Raw genomic sequence first — 16,722 nt, forward strand, 5'->3', positions numbered from 1 at the left:
CGGCGCATGCGCCCTCGGGAGGACGGAGTCATTGCGGAGGCTACGCTCCTTGCCCTCCTTGCTTGTCTGGCCCGGGAGCCCTCCCGCAAAAAGATGAAAAACAACCCCATGCACAGTAGAGCCACGACCGCTGCCCGACACGGGACCCGCTCCGTCAAGCCATTGCAGCATCGATCAAATCAGCCGCAAACGGCGAGCATCGCAGCGCGGGTTGATTTGCGCAGCCAGACACGTCGCGAGCCAACACGATCCAGAGTCGGCAAGAATTCGATTTTTACGAAAACAATTTGACGCGTCGGGCAAAACAGTGGCATTATGCCATCGTGCCTGCTTGGCGCAGTCCGGGTCAGTTGCCGAGGCCAAATGACCTTGTATGTGTTGATCTGAGGAGCGCCCACGCCATCATCGCGCTGGTGACACGTCGCTCAGAGCCACTCCCGCGCCGTATTGCATCCACCGAATAATCACCACAACGCAGTTGTTGGAATGCAGATCAATCCCGCCATGCATCATCTTCGCTTCCTCGCGGTCAAAAGCGATTCGTTGATTGCGAACTCACTTTAGCTCCACCACCCCGCGGTCGCGGAGGCCGGCTAGATGATCTTCAGTGCTGGACTGCATTGGTAATATCGCAATACGTCGCCGTAGTCCCATCCGATGGGCGAACCTGACGCCAGCGACCAACCATAGGCTGCGAGCACTGCGCGCCTGTGGCTCAGCAGTGACAGCATTTTTGCGTCTGCCTTGGTCTAGTCGCGGCGATCACGGCGCCAGCCAACCTCAGGATACGAAATTGAAAAGAATTGCTTTCGCCGCGCTCGCAGCGCTGGCGGCCACCTCCGCGTCGGCTGCCGACATGGCTGCTTCCAACTACACGAAAGCGCCAGCGATGGCCGCCGTCGCAAGTTGGACCGGCTTCTATGCCGGCCTCAACGTTGGCTATGGGTTCAATGATCCGGTTGCGACCTTTACGGCGAATGATGTCGTCTCCAATTCGATCATTGGAAACGTCGGTACGGCCGCATCGCCGGTCGCCTACGATGTCAAAGGTGTTCTCGGTGGCGCGCAGGCTGGTTACAATTGGCAGGTATCGCCGAACTGGTTGATCGGCTTTGAGGCGGATTTTCAGGGCAGCGACATCAAGGGATCTGCGGCATCTCCCTACGCGGTTATCGGGCGACCGGGTCAGATCGAAGCGCAACAGAATGTCGAATGGTTCGGAACGCTTCGCGCGCGCGCCGGATTGCTCGCGACCAACAAGCTGCTCGTCTACGGCACCGGCGGCTTCGCCTACGGATCGGTCCGCGAAGATTCCATTCTCAGCAACACGATCGGTTTCACCGCCGTGGCGGGAGGCGGCGGCGTGAGCGCTGTCTGCGCGGCTGCGGCAGCCTGCTACACGGGACCAACGACCAAAATCCTGACCGGATACGCGGTGGGTGGCGGATTTGAGTACGCCGCCTGGCGAAATGTTTCCTTGAAGGCCGAGTATCTCTACGTCAATCTCGGAAGCAGCAACGTCACGTCAACGGCGCCTGCGACTCCCGGTACGACGGCTTCGACCATCGGCACGCACTTCAGTGATCTGGACTTTCATGTCGTGCGCGTCGGCGCGAACTACCACTTCTGATGTCTTCATTGATGAATTCAAAGCCCGGCCTCAGCGCCGGGCTTTTTGTTGGCAGCGCGTAGAGCGGATCGGGTCAGCGTAGTCCGCCCAGTCAAACCGCGCGATAGACGAACACATGTCGCCGGAACTACCGTGTCTTACGTCAGTGGTGCAGTCCAGTGCATTCAATTGGCCGCGCGCATGCATCGACGACGATTCAAGCGGTCAAGCGCACTTAGGCCCCACTGCGTCAATTGACGTCGCCGCAACTACCACGCGTCGCGCACTCCCTGATACCCAGCCGCTTTCGCCGCCCTGATGAGCGTGCGATCGAAGGTGACGAAACCGTCGCAATGTCCGGATCTTGTCAGATGCAGTGCGTCCGCGAAATCCATGCCGGTCTCGGCAAGATCAAGCGCCACCGCAACCATCGCGCCGTCCTCGACCGTGACGGTCGGAAGCCCCGCGAAGACGCGAAGCGCGCGCGCGACGTCCGCCGCCGGGTACGCGTAGGCGCTTCGCAGCACCCATTCAACTTCGAGTATCACTGTGACGGCGGCGAAGACCGACTCGCCGTCGATCAAGGCGCGTGCACGAGCGGACTGCTTGGCGTGGTCCCCCGTCAGGTAGCGGACGATCAGGTTGGTATCAATCGCGAGCATGGCGCCGCCTGGCTTCGGCAAGCACGCCTGCGTCCATCTCTTCCAGTGTCTTCGGCTTGCCCTTGTAGGCCAGGACGCCGAACACGTCCTCCGGCCGCGTTTCGGCAAAAGCCGGCGCCGGCTTCAAGAGCACGCCCTCCGGCGTGTCCTCGACCGTGAGCCGCGTTCCCGCCCCCATTCCCGCCGCTGACGAATGGCGCTGGGCAGGATGACCTGTCCCTTGGTCGAAACGGTGGTGGTGAGCTTTTTCGCGCCGGCCATCGGCCCGCCCTTCCTGAGGTAAGACGAACGTAAGATAGGCTTGAATGGGCTCGCATTCAAGCCATTAGGTGACGGTGCCGAGATTGCATTGAGTGAATGCGACCTCACCTGTGATGACGATTGCGCCGCCCAAAAGAAAAGGCCCGATCGCCAATGGCGACCGGGCCTTTTCTTTTGTCAGATCGGCGCCCCCGCTCAGGCCGCCTTCGACACCAGCGTCTCGCTCTCGATCAGCTCCGTCCCGATCAGATAATCCCGGCAGCCGCGCAAGGAGCGCAGCGCGCGGTTGAAGTCGATGCCGGTCGAGACCAGCGCATGGAGCGTGGCCGGATTGCGGACGATGCCGCGCAGGACGGCGGCGAGGTCGATCTGGCCGTTCGGCTTGATGGCGGCGCGGGCGATCGCCGGCAGCGCGCGGTGGGCGGGATCGCTGATGACGCGGACCGCGGCGAACGGCAAGCCAGCCTCGGCGGCGTAGGCGGCCGCGATGTGGCTTTCCATGTCGACGGCGGCGGCCCCGGTCTCCGAATGCAGCGCCGCCTTGCCGGAGCGCCCGGTGACCACTTCCTCGGCGCCGGCGAGGCTGCCGCGCACCACGCGGCGGCGGCCCGAGGTCAAGCTGTCGATGAGGTCGTCGCCGAGCGACAGGCCTGCGGCCCAGCGGGTATCGCCGGAGAGCACCTCGGTCGCCAGCACGACGTCGCCGGAGCGCAGCGTCGGGTCGAGCCCGCCGGCCACGCCGAACGAGATCACGCCGCGAATCGTTTCGGGGTCTACCACGGTCAGGAGCGCCCGCAACTGGGTCGGGCTGCTCGACGAGCAGATCACGGCCATTCCGGGCCCGGCCGCGATGCGGGCCTCCTGAACCAGTCCGGTCACGATCAAGATCGGCCGCGGATCAATGGCATTGCCCGCGGTAAGATAGTCCCCCGTCCCCAAAGTCACATTCCGACCCCTACCACCCTGCTGTTGGTGTTCCGCAAGTTCCGATACCGCGCCAACGCCCACAGCGGGAAGAACTTCGGGTAACCATGATATCGAAGGTAGAATACACGAGGAAAGCCTGTGGCGGTGTACCGCTGCTCGTCCCACAGTCCTTTTTTGTTCTGTGTTGCAATCAGGTACTCCACCCCCCGGGCGACGGCCGGGTGATCAACCTCGCCAGCTGCCATCAAGGCAAGCAAGGCCCATGCCGTTTGCGAGGCGGTCGAGGGCGCGGCCTCCCAGCCCTTGTAGTCCAGCCGGTAGCTGACGGCATCCTCGCCCCAGCCGCCGTCCTCGTTCTGGATCGAGGCCAGCCAGGCGGCGGCCTTGCGCATCATGGGGTCGTCGTGGCGGACGCCAGCCATGTTGAGGGCGCAGAGCACCGACCAGGTCCCGTAGATGAAGTTCATGCCCCAGCGGCCGTACCAGGAGCCCTCGGGGTGCTGGGTCTTCCGGAGGTAAGCGATCCCGTCGGCCACGTGCTTGCTGGTCTTCTCGGTCTCACCGAGCTGGGCCAGCATCGAGATGCAGCGGGCGGTGACGTCCTCGGTCGGCGGGTCGAGCAGCGCGCCGTGGTCGGAGAACGGGATGTTGTTCAGATAGTATTCGAGATTGTTGACGTCGAAGGCAGCCCAGCCGCCGTCGTCGCTCTGCATGCCCTCGATCCACTCCCGGCCGCGGTCGATCGCAGCGTCATAGCCGGCGACGCCGTGCTCTCGGCGCATGCGGTCCATCGACATCACTACGACAGCGGTGTCGTCGAGATCGGGGTAGTGGGCATTGTTGTACTGGAAGGCCCAGCCGCCCGGACGCACGTCCGGCCGCTTCACCGCCCAATCGCCCTTCACGCTGAGCTCCTGCTTCGGGATCAGCCAGTCGAGGCCTTGCCTTGCCGCAGGCACCGCCTTGTCGCCGCCGGCTTCCAGCAGTGCATGGGCGGTCAGCGTCGTGTCCCACACCGGCGAGACGCAGGGCTGGCAGTACGCCTCGTCGTCGTTGATCACCAGCAGCTTGTCGATGCCCCGGCGCGTGATGGCGCGCGGGGGGAAGTTCTCGTCCTTGCCGAGCGCGTCGTACATCATGACGATGTTGGCCATGGGCGGATAGATCGCGCCCATGCCGTCCTCGCCGTTGAGCCGCTCCTCGGTGAAGGCGAGCGCCGCATCGATCGCACGCTTGCGCAGGCTCTTCGGAAACATCGGCTCGACCACGCGCAAAATGCCGTCGAGCGCGCGGAACAGCACGAACCAGGCCAGGCTCTGGTGCGGCGCCTTCGCAGTCATGCCGATCGAGCGCGGATCCTGGAGAAACAATTCGTCGATGCCGACGCCCTTCGGATTCTTCGCCCGCGGCTTCAATGCGGCAAGCACCATCAGCGGCACCATGGTGGTGCGCGCCCAGTAGGAGATCTTGTTGAGGTGGAACGGCGACCAGAACGGCAGCAGCACGATCTCGATCGGCAGCACCGGCACCGCGCGCCAGGTCGTGACGCCGAACATCGCCAGCATGAAGCGCGTGAAGACGTTGCTGTGAATGGCGCCGCCCCGCGCGTGCATCGCCTCGCGCGCGCGCACCATGTGCGGCGCGTCGACGGAATCGCCGATCATCTTCAGCGCGAAATAGGCCTTCACGCTGGCGCTCATGTCGAACTCGCCGTCATGCACCAGCGGCCAGCCACCATGGGCACCCTGGACGCGGCGCAGATAGTTGCCGATCTTGGCTTCGAGCACGGTGTCGACGGGCTCGGCGAGGTAATGGCGCAGCAGGATGTACTCGGCCGGAATCGTGCAGTCGGCCTCGAGCTCGAACACCCAATGGCCGTCCGGCTGCTGGAAGCCGATGACGCCGTCCGTGGCCGACGCAATGCTCGATTCCAGAATCTTCGATTCCAAGATCCTGGGTTCTTTGGCTTCGCGGCTGGTCGCGTTCACGGAATCCATCTCGCTCGATTGCTCCGATAGTCGATTGAAATTGACCGGGACCTTTGCCCGTCAGGGCCGCTTTGCGGCCAAAACCAGATCGGCGGCGCGATCACCGGACCGAACCGATCCCTCGATGGTTGCAGGCAATCCCGTAGCAGTCCAATCGCCGGCGAGAAACAGGTTTTTCAGCGCGGTGACCGGCCCCGGACGCAGGGCATTCTGGGCCGGCGTGGCGGCGAAAGTGGCCCGGCGCTCGCGCACGATCTGCCAGGGCGGCAACGGAGGCGGCACGTCGCCGGACACCCCGCCCGCCTTGCAGACGTCGTTCCAGATCGCCTGCGCGAGTTCCTCGCGCGGCATGTCGACCAGCCGATCGCCGTTGCTGATGGTGACGGAGAGGCGGTTCGGGAAGGCGAACAGCCATTCGAAGATGCTGCCGATCACGCCGAGGATCGGCGGCGAACCCGGCGGCGGCTCGAAGCGGAAATGCGCATTCACGATGGCGCGGAATTCGGTCGGCGTCTTCAGGCCCGGCAGCAGGCTAGCTGCGGCGCGCGGCGGCACCGCCATCACGACGACGTCGCCCTCACCGACCTCGATCACATCCTCGCCGCCAAAATTCAGCGCGCCGACCTTGCCGTCGCTGGTCGCAAACGAACGCAGTTCATGGCCGAGCTGAACGCTGTGGCCTCGCTCCTGCAGGAATTTCACCGCAGGCTCGATCAGCACTGTGCTGAGCCCCTCGCGTGCGATCAGCGGACGGCAAGCCTGTCCGCCGGCCAGCAATGTCTCGCGCACGATCGCGCCGGCAAGCCCGGCCGAGCCCTCGGGCGGATCGACGTTGAGCGCCGCCAGCAGCAGCGGCTGCACCAGGCGCTGATAGAGCACGCCTTCGGTCGGAATCGACTTGCCGACCAGCGTCTGCTCCGACGCCCAGATCAGCGGCGCCAGCTTGAGATAATCGGTGAGCGAGGTGTCGGGAACGCGGCGGCTCTCGTCGAGCACCCAGGTCGGCAGCCGGCCTTTGCCGAGATCGATCTGCCAGCGCTGCCCGGTCGTGAGGTCGACGAAGGGAAACTGCGCGCTCTCGGGACCGACGAGGCCGGCCTCGGTGCCGATCGAACGGGCATAGGCCCGCGCGTGGCTGTTGCCCGACAGCAGCAGGTGATTGCCGTTGTCGATGGTGAGACCGGTCGCGCCGTCGAAATAGGAACGGCAGCGGCCGCCGGCCTGTTGCGTCGCCTCGTGCACGGCGACCTTGAAGCCGGCATTGGCGAGCCGCACGGCGGCGGAGAGGCCGGAAATGCCGGCACCGATGATGTGAGCTGTGTGTTGCATCAGATGAAAGCGTAACGAAGCAGGATCAGCATGCGTGTGACCTTCGACACACGCACCGGCTCACGCGGCGCGTTGAAGCCGCGCGCGATCAGCAGATCCAGAATGGCGTGATAGTATTTCGACATGATCCGCGGCGCGCGCACCGCGCGGCGCTTGTTGCGGTTCATGATCTCGTCCGACTGTTCGAAATGCGTCTTCGCGCGCTGTGCCAGCGGCAGGCAGACCTTCGCCAGTGCGCGCTCGACGATCACGCGGTTCGGATCGTCGGAGGTGATGCCGGCATGCAGCAGCGCCTCGCGCGGCAGATACAGCCGGCCGAGGCCGGCGTCCTCGTCGATGTCGCGCAGGATGTTGGTGAGCTGGAGCGCGCGGCCGAGATGATGAGCGAGCAGGATGCCGTCCTCTTCGGGCAGGCCGAACACCCGCACCGACAATCGTCCCACGGCGCTGGCGACGCGATCGCAGTACAGATCGAGCGTCGCCATGTCGGGCGCGCGGATGTCCTGCGGCACGTCCATCTCCATGCCGTCGACGATGGCGAGGAAATCCTCCCGCTTCAGCCTGAACGTCTTCACCGAGCCGACGTAGTCGGCAAGGCGCGGCGGCGGATGGTCCTGATAGAGCGCGTCGATGTCGTTGCGCCATTCCTGAAGCGCGACGAGCCGCTCGTCGCGCGGACCGTCGGAATCGGCGATGTCGTCGACCTGGCGGCAGAAGCTGTAGATCTGGAACATCGCCTCGCGCTGGTCGCGCGGCAGGATTCGCATCGCAGCGTAGAAGGAGCTGTTCGATGCGGTCGAGCCATAATTGGCGCCGGGCGAGGTCGCCTCAAGCGTCATGTGCAGTCCCCGGTCTGGAAATGGCCTTGCGTCCGATCGCCCGGCGGCCGACTTCGCCGATCATCCCGGCAAGGCTGAAGATGAGAAGCTCGAACTTGTTCAGATGCACGCGCTCGCGCAGCGGATCACGCACCTTCAACAGGCGCACGATACGGTCGGCATAGGCCTGGATCACCGCGACGTCGATGCCGAGGCGGACGTCCCGGATCTCCGCAGCCAGCGACCTGCCCTCGTCGAGCAGCGCTTCGTTGCGCGCGGCGAGCGCCTGAAGACAGGCCAGCATCGCCGGCGGCGACTGCGTCAGGCCAAGCTGCTCGACCGAGGCGCCGCTTGCGGACAGCGCATCGCGCGGCAGATAGACGCGGTTGAGCTCGCGGAAATCCTTGCCGCAATCCTGCAGATGGTTGTTGATCTGGAGGCCTGCGCAGAGCGCGTCCGATGCGGCCCAGGTCGATGTGCTCTCGCCATGGACGTCGAGCATGAAGCGGCCGACCGGCATTGCCGAATAGCGGCAATAGTGGATGACCTCGTCCCAGTCCTCGTAGCGCAGCTTGGTCACGTCCATGCGGAACGCGATCAGCACGTCGAGCGCATGGCGCGGCGCCATGCCGCGCTCGGCCAATGCGCGCCGCAGAATGACGGCTTCAGCCTGGGTGTCGCCGTTGCCGAGCAGCTCCGCCTCGAGCAGGTCGAGATAGGAGAGCTTCTGGTCGGGCGGCAGCGTCGCGTGATCGGCGATGTCGTCGGCGGTGCGGACGAAATTGTAGTACGCCAGGATCAGCGCACGATGACGCGGATGAATGATCCAGGACGCGACGGGAAAATTCTCGTCGCGGTCACCCTTGCCGGATCGCAATTCGCTCGCAGAGGTCATCGAGGGCTGGTCAACAATCGTTTGGACAGGAAGGGCTTTTTCGCTTGCGCAGGCTCATGCCGGCGATGCCGCCGCGGCCCCCATATAGGGGAATACGGCCGCAAAACCAATCCTGTCTGTCGATGGCAGCCGGCGCCGATCGGCCCCGAAAAGGCGGCCCGGGTCCGCCTTTTGTAGGCCAGCGGCCGAGCTTACTGGTTGTGGCTCTTCAGAACCTGGTCGCAGGCCTGCGAGATCTTGGGGCGATTTTCCTTGAGGCAGGCCAGGATGGTGAAATCGCCCTGGTCGATGACCGGACGGCAGAACTTCTGCACATCGCGCGTGCAGGCCTTCTGTTCGGCGTCCGTGCCGCGTCCTGCCTGGGCGAATGCCGCCGTCGAAAGGGATGCCGACAGCAGGGTGAGAGCGACGAGAAGCTTACGCATTGTATTCCTTCGTTCTGACGGCAGAATCGCACCGATCCCGGGCAGCACAGGGCGGACGGCCGGAACGGATGGTTCTGGTGGCAAGTTCGCCGCGGAAAGCGCGGCATTCGGAGAAGGCACAAGCGCTGGTAAATGCGGCCAAATTGGCGCCGCGCTCACCAAACCAGGCCTTCGCCCAAGTTTCATTGGCAGATGTAAGAGATTGATACTACGTCATAATTCAGTAACGCCGCGTTTTGCCGCGCACCTGTTGCAGTGCTGCATCTCTCGACCGGCCTTTTTTGGCGGAAACACATCGAAACACCGGGCGTTGCAGTATCGGAGCCTGTTGCAAGGGGCGTGGTGAACCGCCATCTCTGGCGGTCAGGCTTTGAACCTGACACAGGCTCGGAACACTAAACTTTCGATGTGGCGAGACGTTCTAGACAGTCAGCGAACGTCGTTCGAAAACGGGATATTCAAAATGCAATTCTTTGGACGATCTGGACAGGCGATCAAGGCGGCCGGCATCGGGGCTGCGCTGCTCTTTTCAGTCTCGGCAAGCCATGCTCAGTCGTCCGGGCCGTTCGCCGGTTTCGACGGCGCGTGGACCGGCACCGGCACGGTGTCGCTGTCCGACGGTTCCACCGAGCGTATCCGCTGCAAGGCCGACTACAAGGTCGCCGGCAGCGGCCTCAACCTCAAGCAGGCGCTGCACTGCGCGTCCGACAGCTACAAGTTCAACCTCACCAGCGACGTGACGAGCCAGGGCGACCGCATCTCCGGCAACTGGAGCGAGTCCAGCCGCAACATCTTCGGCAATCTGCAGGGCACCGCCGGCGGCGGCCAGATCGAAGTGTTCGTCGAGGCCAACGGCTTCGCCGCCAATCTGTCGCTCCGCACCAACGGCACCAAGCAGACCGTGCAGATCAGCTCCAAGGGCGAGATTCGCGGCGTCAACATCACGATGACGAAGGGCTGATCGCCCGCCGTACTTCAAATCTTCACATCAAGACAAAAACCCCCGGTTCTCGCGAACCGGGGGTTTTTCCATTGCGGACCGCATCGTCGGCCGCGAGTTCTCAGATCGCCGGCTTGTCCGAGCCTTGCAGCCTGGCGTGCAGGTTGATCAGCCACATCGCCGTCGGCCGCAGGATGAAGAGATCGGCGACGAGGGCCATCACCATCGAGAAGGCACTGAGCCAGCCGAACAGCCGCAGCGACGGCAGGTCGGAGAACACGGTGACGACGAGGCCGCAGGCCAGCACCAGCGTGGTCAGGATCAACGCCGGCCCGACCAGCACGGTCGCGCGCTCGACAGCGAGCGCCGAACCGACGCCCGGCTTGCTCTCCAGCCTGAGGCGATTGAGGAAGTGGATGGTGGCGCTCAAGCCCAGACCGAACGAAACGGTCAACGCCACGACACTGGCGAATTGCAGCCCCTCCCCCATCGCCCACAGCACCGTTCCCGACATCACCACCGGGAAGATGCCGGGCAGGATGCAGGCGAGCATCACAACCCAGGAGCGGAAGGCGAGGCCGATGAAGATCGCGACCAGGGCGAATTCGACGGTGAGCCCGCGGTTGAGCTTCTCGATCATGCCGGCCGAGTTGCGCGCGGCAATCGCGGCAAGACCCGTGACCGCCACTTCGTAGCCGGGATGCTTCTTGCGGACGGCGTCGAGCTCGGAATCGAGCTTGTCAACGATCGGCAGCAGCTGGCTGGAATCCTTGTCCGGCACGCGGCCGGCGACCACGACGGCGTCCTGCTCGGCATCGATGAAGCGCCGCACCAGATGCTCCGGAATGACGCTGACATATTCCTTCAGCGTCGCGACGTCGGCATTGCCGGCCTTTTCCGCCAGCCAGCGGCGCAAGGTTTCGACCGACCAGACATTGCCGACACCCGCCGCCTTCTCCACGGTGGCGTGGACGTCCGCGATCGTCTGCAGCGTCTCCGGCGAGTAGAGCGATTCATCCTTGGGGAACTCGATCAGCACGTTCACCGGGTTGGCGCCGGTGAGCTTGGCGTCGAGCCGGTCGCTGGCGGCAACGGCCTGACGCTTGTCCGGCACCTGGTCGGCGAGCCGGTAGCGCGGCTCCAGATTGGCGTAGATGACGCCGAGGCCCGCGACGAACAGCACCGCGATCAGGCTGAACAGGCCGGGCCGGCCCACCATGCGCACCGCGATCCAGTAGCAGAAATTGCGCAGCGCCTGCACGCCGGCATCCGCGCTCTGGAACTTGGTCGCGAAGATCTTCTCGTTGCGCACCAGCAGCACGCCGAACACCGGCACCAGCGACAACACCGCGACCAGCGCGATGATGGTGGCGGCGAGCCCCGCCTCGCCGAACTTGCGGATCAGGTCGGAGTCGGAGAACTGGAGCGCGATGAAGGAAATGCCGGCGGTACCGTGGGTCAGCACGCAGGCCGGGCCCACCACCAGCACCGCGTTCTTGAACGCGGTGAACTTGTCCTGGCCCGCGATCAGCCGGTCGCGCGCGGCGAAGGTGAGCTGCATCGAGTCCGAGAAGCTGATCACCATGATCAGCGGCGTCATCACGTTCAGGAACATGTTGAGATTGAAATTGGCCCAGCCGAGCGCGCCGAGCGCCAGCAGGATCGCGATCATCGGCGGGAACGCCGCCGCCACCATGAACGATATCTTCCGGAAGAAGATGATGGCGATGACGCAGCCGGCGAGGATGCCGAGGATGTTGTAGGTGAGCCCGTCACGCTCGACCGCGTTGCGGATCTCGAGCTGCATCACCGGGACGCCGGAGAGCTGCACGTTGAGGCCGGTATCGCTGAGGTCTTCCTTCATCAGCGCGCGGATGTCGCCGACGGTCTTGGTCAGCTTGTTGGAAGCGACCACCTCCGGATCGAGCGACAGCACGATCAGCGCGAGCGTGCCGTCCTCCGACAACAGCTTGCCGCGGATGATCTCGTTGTTCTTGACGGTCTCGATGAACTTGTCATAGGCCGCGCCCTCGGGCAGCTCGGACGGGAATAGCGCCGCCGGCAACTTGCCCGGCGCCGGCGCCTGGCGCGCCGAGAACAGCGAGACCAGGCCGCGTGTGCCTTCGACCAGTTGCATGTCGGTGACGAAGTCGCGCAGCTTTTCGAGGTTGTTCCGCGCCAGCAGGGTCTTGCCCTCGACCACGACGAGCACGTCGAATTCCTCCGCCGGGAACTTCTTCGTCACCTCTTCGTACTGGCGGAATTCACGGGTGTTGGAGCGGAACAGCTGCGACAGCGAATCGTCGATCTTGATCCGGTGGATGCCGAACACGGCGCCGACGATCAGCACGAGCAGGACGATGCAGGAAACGATCGGCGCCCGGACGGCGATCAGCCCGATGCGCTCAAGCCCAAAGGCGATCGAGGACGCAGATCCCTGCTCGACCTTGTCGACATGAACCTCACTCTCGCTGTGCTTTTCGAGCATGCCTTGTCCAGTTCCTAAATCGGCTCGGTCTGTGAGCTTATTGCGCCCCGCGAACGGCTTGAAAATGCCATACCAATGGGAGGCTTGCCCGTTGAAAATGCGCGGAAAATCGCCGCGTGGGGTTTAGCAGGTCAATCACCCTTCTCGCAAGCAGGCGAAGGGTGGCCAAACCGATCAAGATGCGGCGATTTTGCCGGAATGCCCGTCATTCGGGCAAAGCCGTGCCAATTCGACGCGGCGCCCGGTCCGCGCTCTCGTCTTTCAGCGCCACGCCGGTTGCTTCCCGCGCCAGCCCCTCGCGCACGAGCCAGGCGATCTTGAACGCCGCCTCGTCATAGCTCAACCCGGCCTTGTGGATGTTCGACACGCAATTGCGCTCGGCATCGGTGCGGCCGGGCCTCGGCGCGAAAGTCAGATAGGCGCCGAGACTGTCCGGTGCGGACAGGCCCGGCCGCTCGCCGATCAGCGTCACCAGCATCTGCGCGCCGAGAATGGCGCCGATCTCGTCGCCGAGCGCGACGCGCGCGCCTGAGGCGACGACGATTTTGCCGATCGCGACGCCATCCGCTTCCGCGAACAGCGGCAGCAGATGCTTCACCAGCTCGACCGCATGGGCATGGACCGCCGCCGCCGACAGGCCGTCGCCGATCACGACCGCGAGCCGGCACGGCTGCGAGGCACTTCGCGCCAGAAGCTTCGCCGAATCGACATCGAGCTGTCGTCCGAGATCAGGCCGCCGCAGATAGTCCCTGCGGTCGGCCGCCTGGCTCCGCGCCTCGGTGACGACGAGGCCAAGCGCGCCGAGATCGGATACCAGCCGCGGCGCATCGAAGACCGCATGCACGGCGTCACGGGCGCGGGCATGGTCCAGCGTGAAATCGAGCAGAGCGTGCGTCGGCACGCTCGCGCCGCTGCGCCCGAGCGCGACGCGAGCGGGCGTGAGGGACCGCAGATCGAGGGTCGGGCGGCGGGGGACGGCCGGATCAGACATGTCGCATCATTCGGCAGGAACGGAGGCCTCGCGCAGCCGAATCGAGTAGTTCGAGGCGTTCTGCTTGCCGCTGGAGGCGGCGCGCGCAAAGGTGATGAGGTGATGCGCGATCAGGGTGCAGCCGATCAGCCCTTCGAGATCGCCGCGCTTGATGCGCCCCAGCGCGAACTTCCAGAACACCCGCTTGTAGTCGCCGAGCACGCCGACCTTCCAGAAGATGTTGCGCAGCATGACGAGGCCGCGCCTGATGTTGCGCCAGGTCTTCATCTCGTCCGGCACCGGCATCTTGAGGCGGTGGGGATAGGTGTGGTCGCATTGATACTGGAAGCGCGCAAACACCTTCTCGGGCTCGTAGGCGACGCCCATGCAGTGCTTCCAGGACGCGACGACGTCGTCATAGGGCAGCAGGAAATCGACGTTGGAATCGCGGCCGTCGTCTTCGATGAGGCGGCCTTCCCGCTCCAGCCGGTCCCACAGCGGCGTCTTCGGCAGCGCCTGGAGCAGGTTGATGGTGAGCAACGGAATCTGGGATTCCTCGACGAAGGCCAGCAGCGCATCGGAGGTCTTCGGCTTGTCGGTGTCGAGACCCATGATGATGCCGGACACCACCTCCATGCCGTAGGAGTTGATGGTGCGCACGCCCTCCAGGATCGGGACCATCATGTTGTGGTCCTTCTGCATCGCCTTCAACGCGTCGGGATCCGGCGTCTCGATGCCGCAGAAGATGGTGACGAAATAGGCCTCGCGCATCTTCTCGAGGATCTCGGGCCGCTTGGCGATGTTGAGCGTCGCCTCGCAGGCGAGCCGCACCACGTAGCCGGTCCGCTTCTGCCATTCGATCAGATGCGGCAACAGGTCCATCGCCGCCTTGCGGTTGCCGATGAAATTGTCGTCGACGAAATAAACCGTGTCGGTCATGCCGCATTCGCGCAGGCGGTCGAGCTCGGCGATGATCTGCTCCGGCGACTTGATGCGCGGATTGCGGCCGTAGAGGCCCGGGATATCGCAGAACTCGCACTGATAGGGGCAGCCGCTGGAATACTGGATGCTGCCGAGCATGTATTTCTTCACATCGGCAAGCTCGTAGGCCGGGATCGGAAACTCCGTCATCGGCACGCGGTCCTTGGTGGTCAGCACCACCTGCTCCTCGGGCCGCGAGACATCGCGCGACAGGATCTCGATCAGCTGGTCGGTGGCGTCGCCGAGCTCGCCGACATGGAGATAGTCGAACGACGGATAATAGTCCGGGCAGGCGCTGACGGAGGGCCCGCCGAGCGCGACCGGAAGGTCGAACTCATGGGCGCGGCGGCAGATGTCGTTCATCTGCTGGCGCTGGATGTGCATGCCGCTGACGAAGACGGCCTCGGCCCACTCGAATTCGTCCCTGGTCGCCGGACGGAGGTTCTCGTCGACGAATTTAACCTGCCACTGCTCGGGCAAGTAGGCCGCGAGCAGCAACAGCCCCTGAGGCGGCATGAAGGCGCTGACGCCGTCGGTCAGCGGATAGGAGTGCTCGAACGTACCGAACGAAGAGGTGTACCGCGGAAACAAGCAGAGGATCCGCCGGGACGTACCGTTGCTTTCAGCTCGCATCAAAGTTCCCCCAGCCACGCTCGATATATGGTGCGGAATAGCCGGACATATAACGTAACGCTGCCGCCGAAATTTCTCAATATTGTGGCATCATCCTAATTCGCGAAGGGCGCCAATGGTTTCCTTGACTTCCGTGGATGGCGCGCGACTGCACGTTCACGCGATCAGCCGCGAGGCAAAATCGGGCAGCAGGCCTGCATCGCCGGCCAGCCGGAAATCGGCACCCGCCAGCCCCGCCTGCACCAGCCAATCGTCGAACTCCGGCGCGCGGCGCAGGCCGAAGACGTCGCGGACATAGAGCGCGTCGTGAAAAGACGTCGACTGGTAGTTCAGCATGACGTCGTCCGCGCCCGGCACCCCCATGATGAAGGTGACGCCGGCGGCAGCGAGCAGCGTCAGCAGATTGTCCATGTCGTCCTGATCCGCCTCGGCATGGTTGGTGTAGCAGATGTCGATCCCGAGCGGCAGGCCGAGCAACTTGCCGCAAAAATGATCCTCCAGCCCCGCCCGGATGATCTCCTTGCCGTCGTAGAGATATTCCGGGCCGATGAAGCCGACCACGCTGTTGACCAGCAATGGCGCATAGGCGCGGGCGACCGCATAGGCGCGCGCCTCGCAGGTCTGCTGGTCGACGCCGTGATGGGCATTGGCCGACAGCGCCGAGCCCTGCCCGGTCTCGAAATACATCACGTTCTGGCCGACCGTGCCGCGCTTCTGCGACAGCCCGGCCTGCTGCCCTTCCTTCAGAAGCGCCAGGTCGATGCCGAAGCTGCGGTTGGCGGCCTCGGTGCCGGCGACCGACTGGAACACCAGGTCGACCGGCACGCCCTGCCCGATCAACGACAGCGTCGTGGTGACATGGGTCAGCACGCAGGCCTGGGTCGGGATCTTCAGCCGCGCGATGACCTCGTTCAGCAGCCGCAGCAATTGCGCTATCACGGCCGGATCGTCGCTCGCCGGATTGATGCCGATGCAGGCATCGCCGGCGCCTAACAAGAGGCCGTCGAGGATCGAGGCGGTGACGCCCCTGGCATCGTCGAAGGGATGATTGGGCTGGAGCCGCGTGCTCATCCGCCCCTTCAGGCCGATGGTGTTGCGGAAGGCGGTGACGACCTCGCATTTCCGCGCGGCCAGGATCAAATCCTGGTTGCGCATCAGCTTGGAGACCGCGGCCGCCATTTCCGGGGTGATGCCGGGCGCCAGCTTGCGCAGGATCTCGGGCGTGGCGGCATCGGACAGCAGCCAGTCGCGGAAGCCGCCGACCGTGAGCGAGGCCACCGGCGCGAAGGCTTTGGCATCATGGCTGTCGATGACGAGGCGCGTGACCTCGTCGGCTTCGTAGGGAATGACGGCTTCCTGCAGGAACTGCCCAAGCGGAACGTCGGCCAGCGCCATCCGCGCCGCGATCATCTGCTCGGCGCTCCCGGCGGCAACCCCGGCCAGCCGGTCGCCCGAGCGCGGCGGCGTCGCCTTGGCGAGGAGGTCGCGCATATCAGGGAATGTATAGGTCGTGGCGTCGATGGTGTGGCGGTAGACCAAAAGCCCCTCCGGGGTCCGTCGGCAAATCGCCGACATGGCACCAGTCTATCGCGCTGGGATACGCGGTTGGCAGCCTTTGCGCATGCCGATGCTTGCAGCATTCCATGTCTTTCGCGCGGCGGAAGCCGCAGCCCCGGCAAACACCTGATAAAACTTGACTTTTCGACGACTAACGGCTGCATCGCGCGGCCCCCCCCGCGTTAACCGTGCATGCACCTTCCTCCTGCATAGTTTCGCATCAATTTTCTAAACGACCG

13 protein-coding genes and 1 pseudogene are annotated in these 16,722 nt (G+C 64.4%); 2 read left to right on the forward strand and 12 right to left on the reverse strand.

Annotated features, from left to right (window positions below):
• Positions 1–721 precede the first annotated feature (721 nt).
• Entirely contained in the window at positions 722–1,630 is a 909-nt protein-coding gene (locus F8237_RS05005) for an outer membrane protein (protein WP_244626075.1), read from the forward strand.
• 248 nt (positions 1,631–1,878) lie between these two features.
• Here F8237_RS05005 and F8237_RS05010 read toward each other — a convergent pair whose 3' ends face one another.
• The 8 genes and pseudogenes from F8237_RS05010 to F8237_RS36040 all read right to left on the reverse strand — a co-directional run bounded on the left by F8237_RS05010 (position 1,879) and on the right by F8237_RS36040 (position 8,914).
• Positions 1,879–2,271 (reverse strand): type II toxin-antitoxin system VapC family toxin, encoded by a 393-nt coding sequence (locus F8237_RS05010; RefSeq protein WP_151642679.1) that lies wholly within the window; start codon positions 2,269–2,271, stop codon positions 1,879–1,881.
• Positions 2,258–2,532: pseudogene (locus F8237_RS05015) on the reverse strand (AbrB/MazE/SpoVT family DNA-binding domain-containing protein). Before F8237_RS05015 ends, F8237_RS05010 begins: the two are co-directional and overlap by 14 nt.
• Positions 2,533–2,727: 195 nt before the next feature.
• Positions 2,728–3,477, reverse strand: coding sequence for a phosphorylase (locus F8237_RS05020; protein WP_162005879.1), 750 nt, complete (start codon positions 3,475–3,477; stop codon positions 2,728–2,730).
• Positions 3,474–5,456, reverse strand: a complete 1,983-nt coding sequence (gene shc, locus F8237_RS05025) for a squalene--hopene cyclase (RefSeq protein WP_151642681.1) — start codon at positions 5,454–5,456, stop codon at positions 3,474–3,476. Before shc ends, F8237_RS05020 begins: the two co-directional genes overlap by 4 nt.
• A gap of 51 nt (positions 5,457–5,507) precedes the next feature.
• Positions 5,508–6,776: a hydroxysqualene dehydroxylase HpnE gene (gene hpnE, locus F8237_RS05030; protein WP_151642682.1), complete on the reverse strand. Its 1,269-nt coding sequence runs from the start codon at positions 6,774–6,776 to the stop codon at positions 5,508–5,510.
• A complete protein-coding gene (gene hpnD / locus F8237_RS05035; protein ID WP_151642683.1) occupies positions 6,776–7,615 on the reverse strand; it encodes a presqualene diphosphate synthase HpnD in 840 nt (279 codons plus the stop codon). Before hpnD ends, hpnE begins: the two co-directional genes overlap by 1 nt.
• The gene (hpnC, locus tag F8237_RS05040; RefSeq protein ID WP_151642684.1) at positions 7,605–8,489 is read right to left on the reverse strand and encodes a squalene synthase HpnC; all 885 of its coding nucleotides are present in this window, start codon (positions 8,487–8,489) and stop codon (positions 7,605–7,607) included. Before hpnC ends, hpnD begins: the two co-directional genes overlap by 11 nt.
• 191 nt (positions 8,490–8,680) lie before the next feature.
• Positions 8,681–8,914, reverse strand: a complete 234-nt coding sequence (locus tag F8237_RS36040; RefSeq protein WP_015687467.1) for a hypothetical protein — start codon at positions 8,912–8,914, stop codon at positions 8,681–8,683.
• 463 nt (positions 8,915–9,377) lie between these two features.
• Here F8237_RS36040 and F8237_RS05050 point away from each other — a divergent pair, with 463 nt between their 5' ends.
• On the forward strand, positions 9,378–9,875 hold the full coding sequence (locus F8237_RS05050; RefSeq protein ID WP_151642685.1) for a hypothetical protein: 498 nt from the start codon (positions 9,378–9,380) through the stop codon (positions 9,873–9,875).
• A gap of 100 nt (positions 9,876–9,975) precedes the next feature.
• Here F8237_RS05050 and F8237_RS05055 read toward each other — a convergent pair whose 3' ends face one another.
• From F8237_RS05055 to F8237_RS05070, 4 genes are all read right to left on the reverse strand, one after another.
• Positions 9,976–12,342, reverse strand: coding sequence for an efflux RND transporter permease subunit (locus F8237_RS05055; RefSeq protein WP_151642686.1), 2,367 nt, complete (start codon positions 12,340–12,342; stop codon positions 9,976–9,978).
• A gap of 205 nt (positions 12,343–12,547) precedes the next feature.
• Positions 12,548–13,333: an ethanolamine ammonia-lyase subunit EutC gene (eutC, locus tag F8237_RS05060; RefSeq protein WP_151642687.1), complete on the reverse strand. Its 786-nt coding sequence runs from the start codon at positions 13,331–13,333 to the stop codon at positions 12,548–12,550.
• A gap of 6 nt (positions 13,334–13,339) precedes the next feature.
• Positions 13,340–14,926, reverse strand: coding sequence for a B12-binding domain-containing radical SAM protein (locus F8237_RS05065; protein WP_151642688.1), 1,587 nt, complete (start codon positions 14,924–14,926; stop codon positions 13,340–13,342).
• 156 nt (positions 14,927–15,082) lie between these two features.
• Entirely contained in the window at positions 15,083–16,465 is a 1,383-nt protein-coding gene (locus F8237_RS05070; protein ID WP_151642689.1) for an ethanolamine ammonia-lyase subunit EutB, read from the reverse strand.
• Positions 16,466–16,722 lie beyond the last annotated feature (257 nt).

It is taken from the genome of Bradyrhizobium betae, from assembly GCF_008932115.1.
Classification (GTDB): Bacteria; Pseudomonadota; Alphaproteobacteria; order Rhizobiales; family Xanthobacteraceae; genus Bradyrhizobium; species Bradyrhizobium betae.

Coding starts and splice junctions, on each gene's coding strand:
- F8237_RS05010 (WP_151642679.1), bottom strand. CDS start 2,271: ATGCTCGCGATTGATACCAACCTGATCGTCCGCTACCTGACGGGGGAC.
- shc (WP_151642681.1), bottom strand. CDS start 5,456: ATGGATTCCGTGAACGCGACCAGCCGCGAAGCCAAAGAACCCAGGATC.
- hpnE (WP_151642682.1), bottom strand. CDS start 6,776: ATGCAACACACAGCTCACATCATCGGTGCCGGCATTTCCGGCCTCTCC.
- hpnD (WP_151642683.1), bottom strand. CDS start 7,615: ATGACGCTTGAGGCGACCTCGCCCGGCGCCAATTATGGCTCGACCGCA.
- hpnC (WP_151642684.1), bottom strand. CDS start 8,489: ATGACCTCTGCGAGCGAATTGCGATCCGGCAAGGGTGACCGCGACGAG.
- F8237_RS36040 (WP_015687467.1), bottom strand. CDS start 8,914: ATGCGTAAGCTTCTCGTCGCTCTCACCCTGCTGTCGGCATCCCTTTCG.
- F8237_RS05050 (WP_151642685.1), top strand. CDS start 9,378: ATGCAATTCTTTGGACGATCTGGACAGGCGATCAAGGCGGCCGGCATC.
- F8237_RS05055 (WP_151642686.1), bottom strand. CDS start 12,342: ATGCTCGAAAAGCACAGCGAGAGTGAGGTTCATGTCGACAAGGTCGAG.
- eutC (WP_151642687.1), bottom strand. CDS start 13,333: ATGTCTGATCCGGCCGTCCCCCGCCGCCCGACCCTCGATCTGCGGTCC.
- F8237_RS05065 (WP_151642688.1), bottom strand. CDS start 14,926: ATGCGAGCTGAAAGCAACGGTACGTCCCGGCGGATCCTCTGCTTGTTT.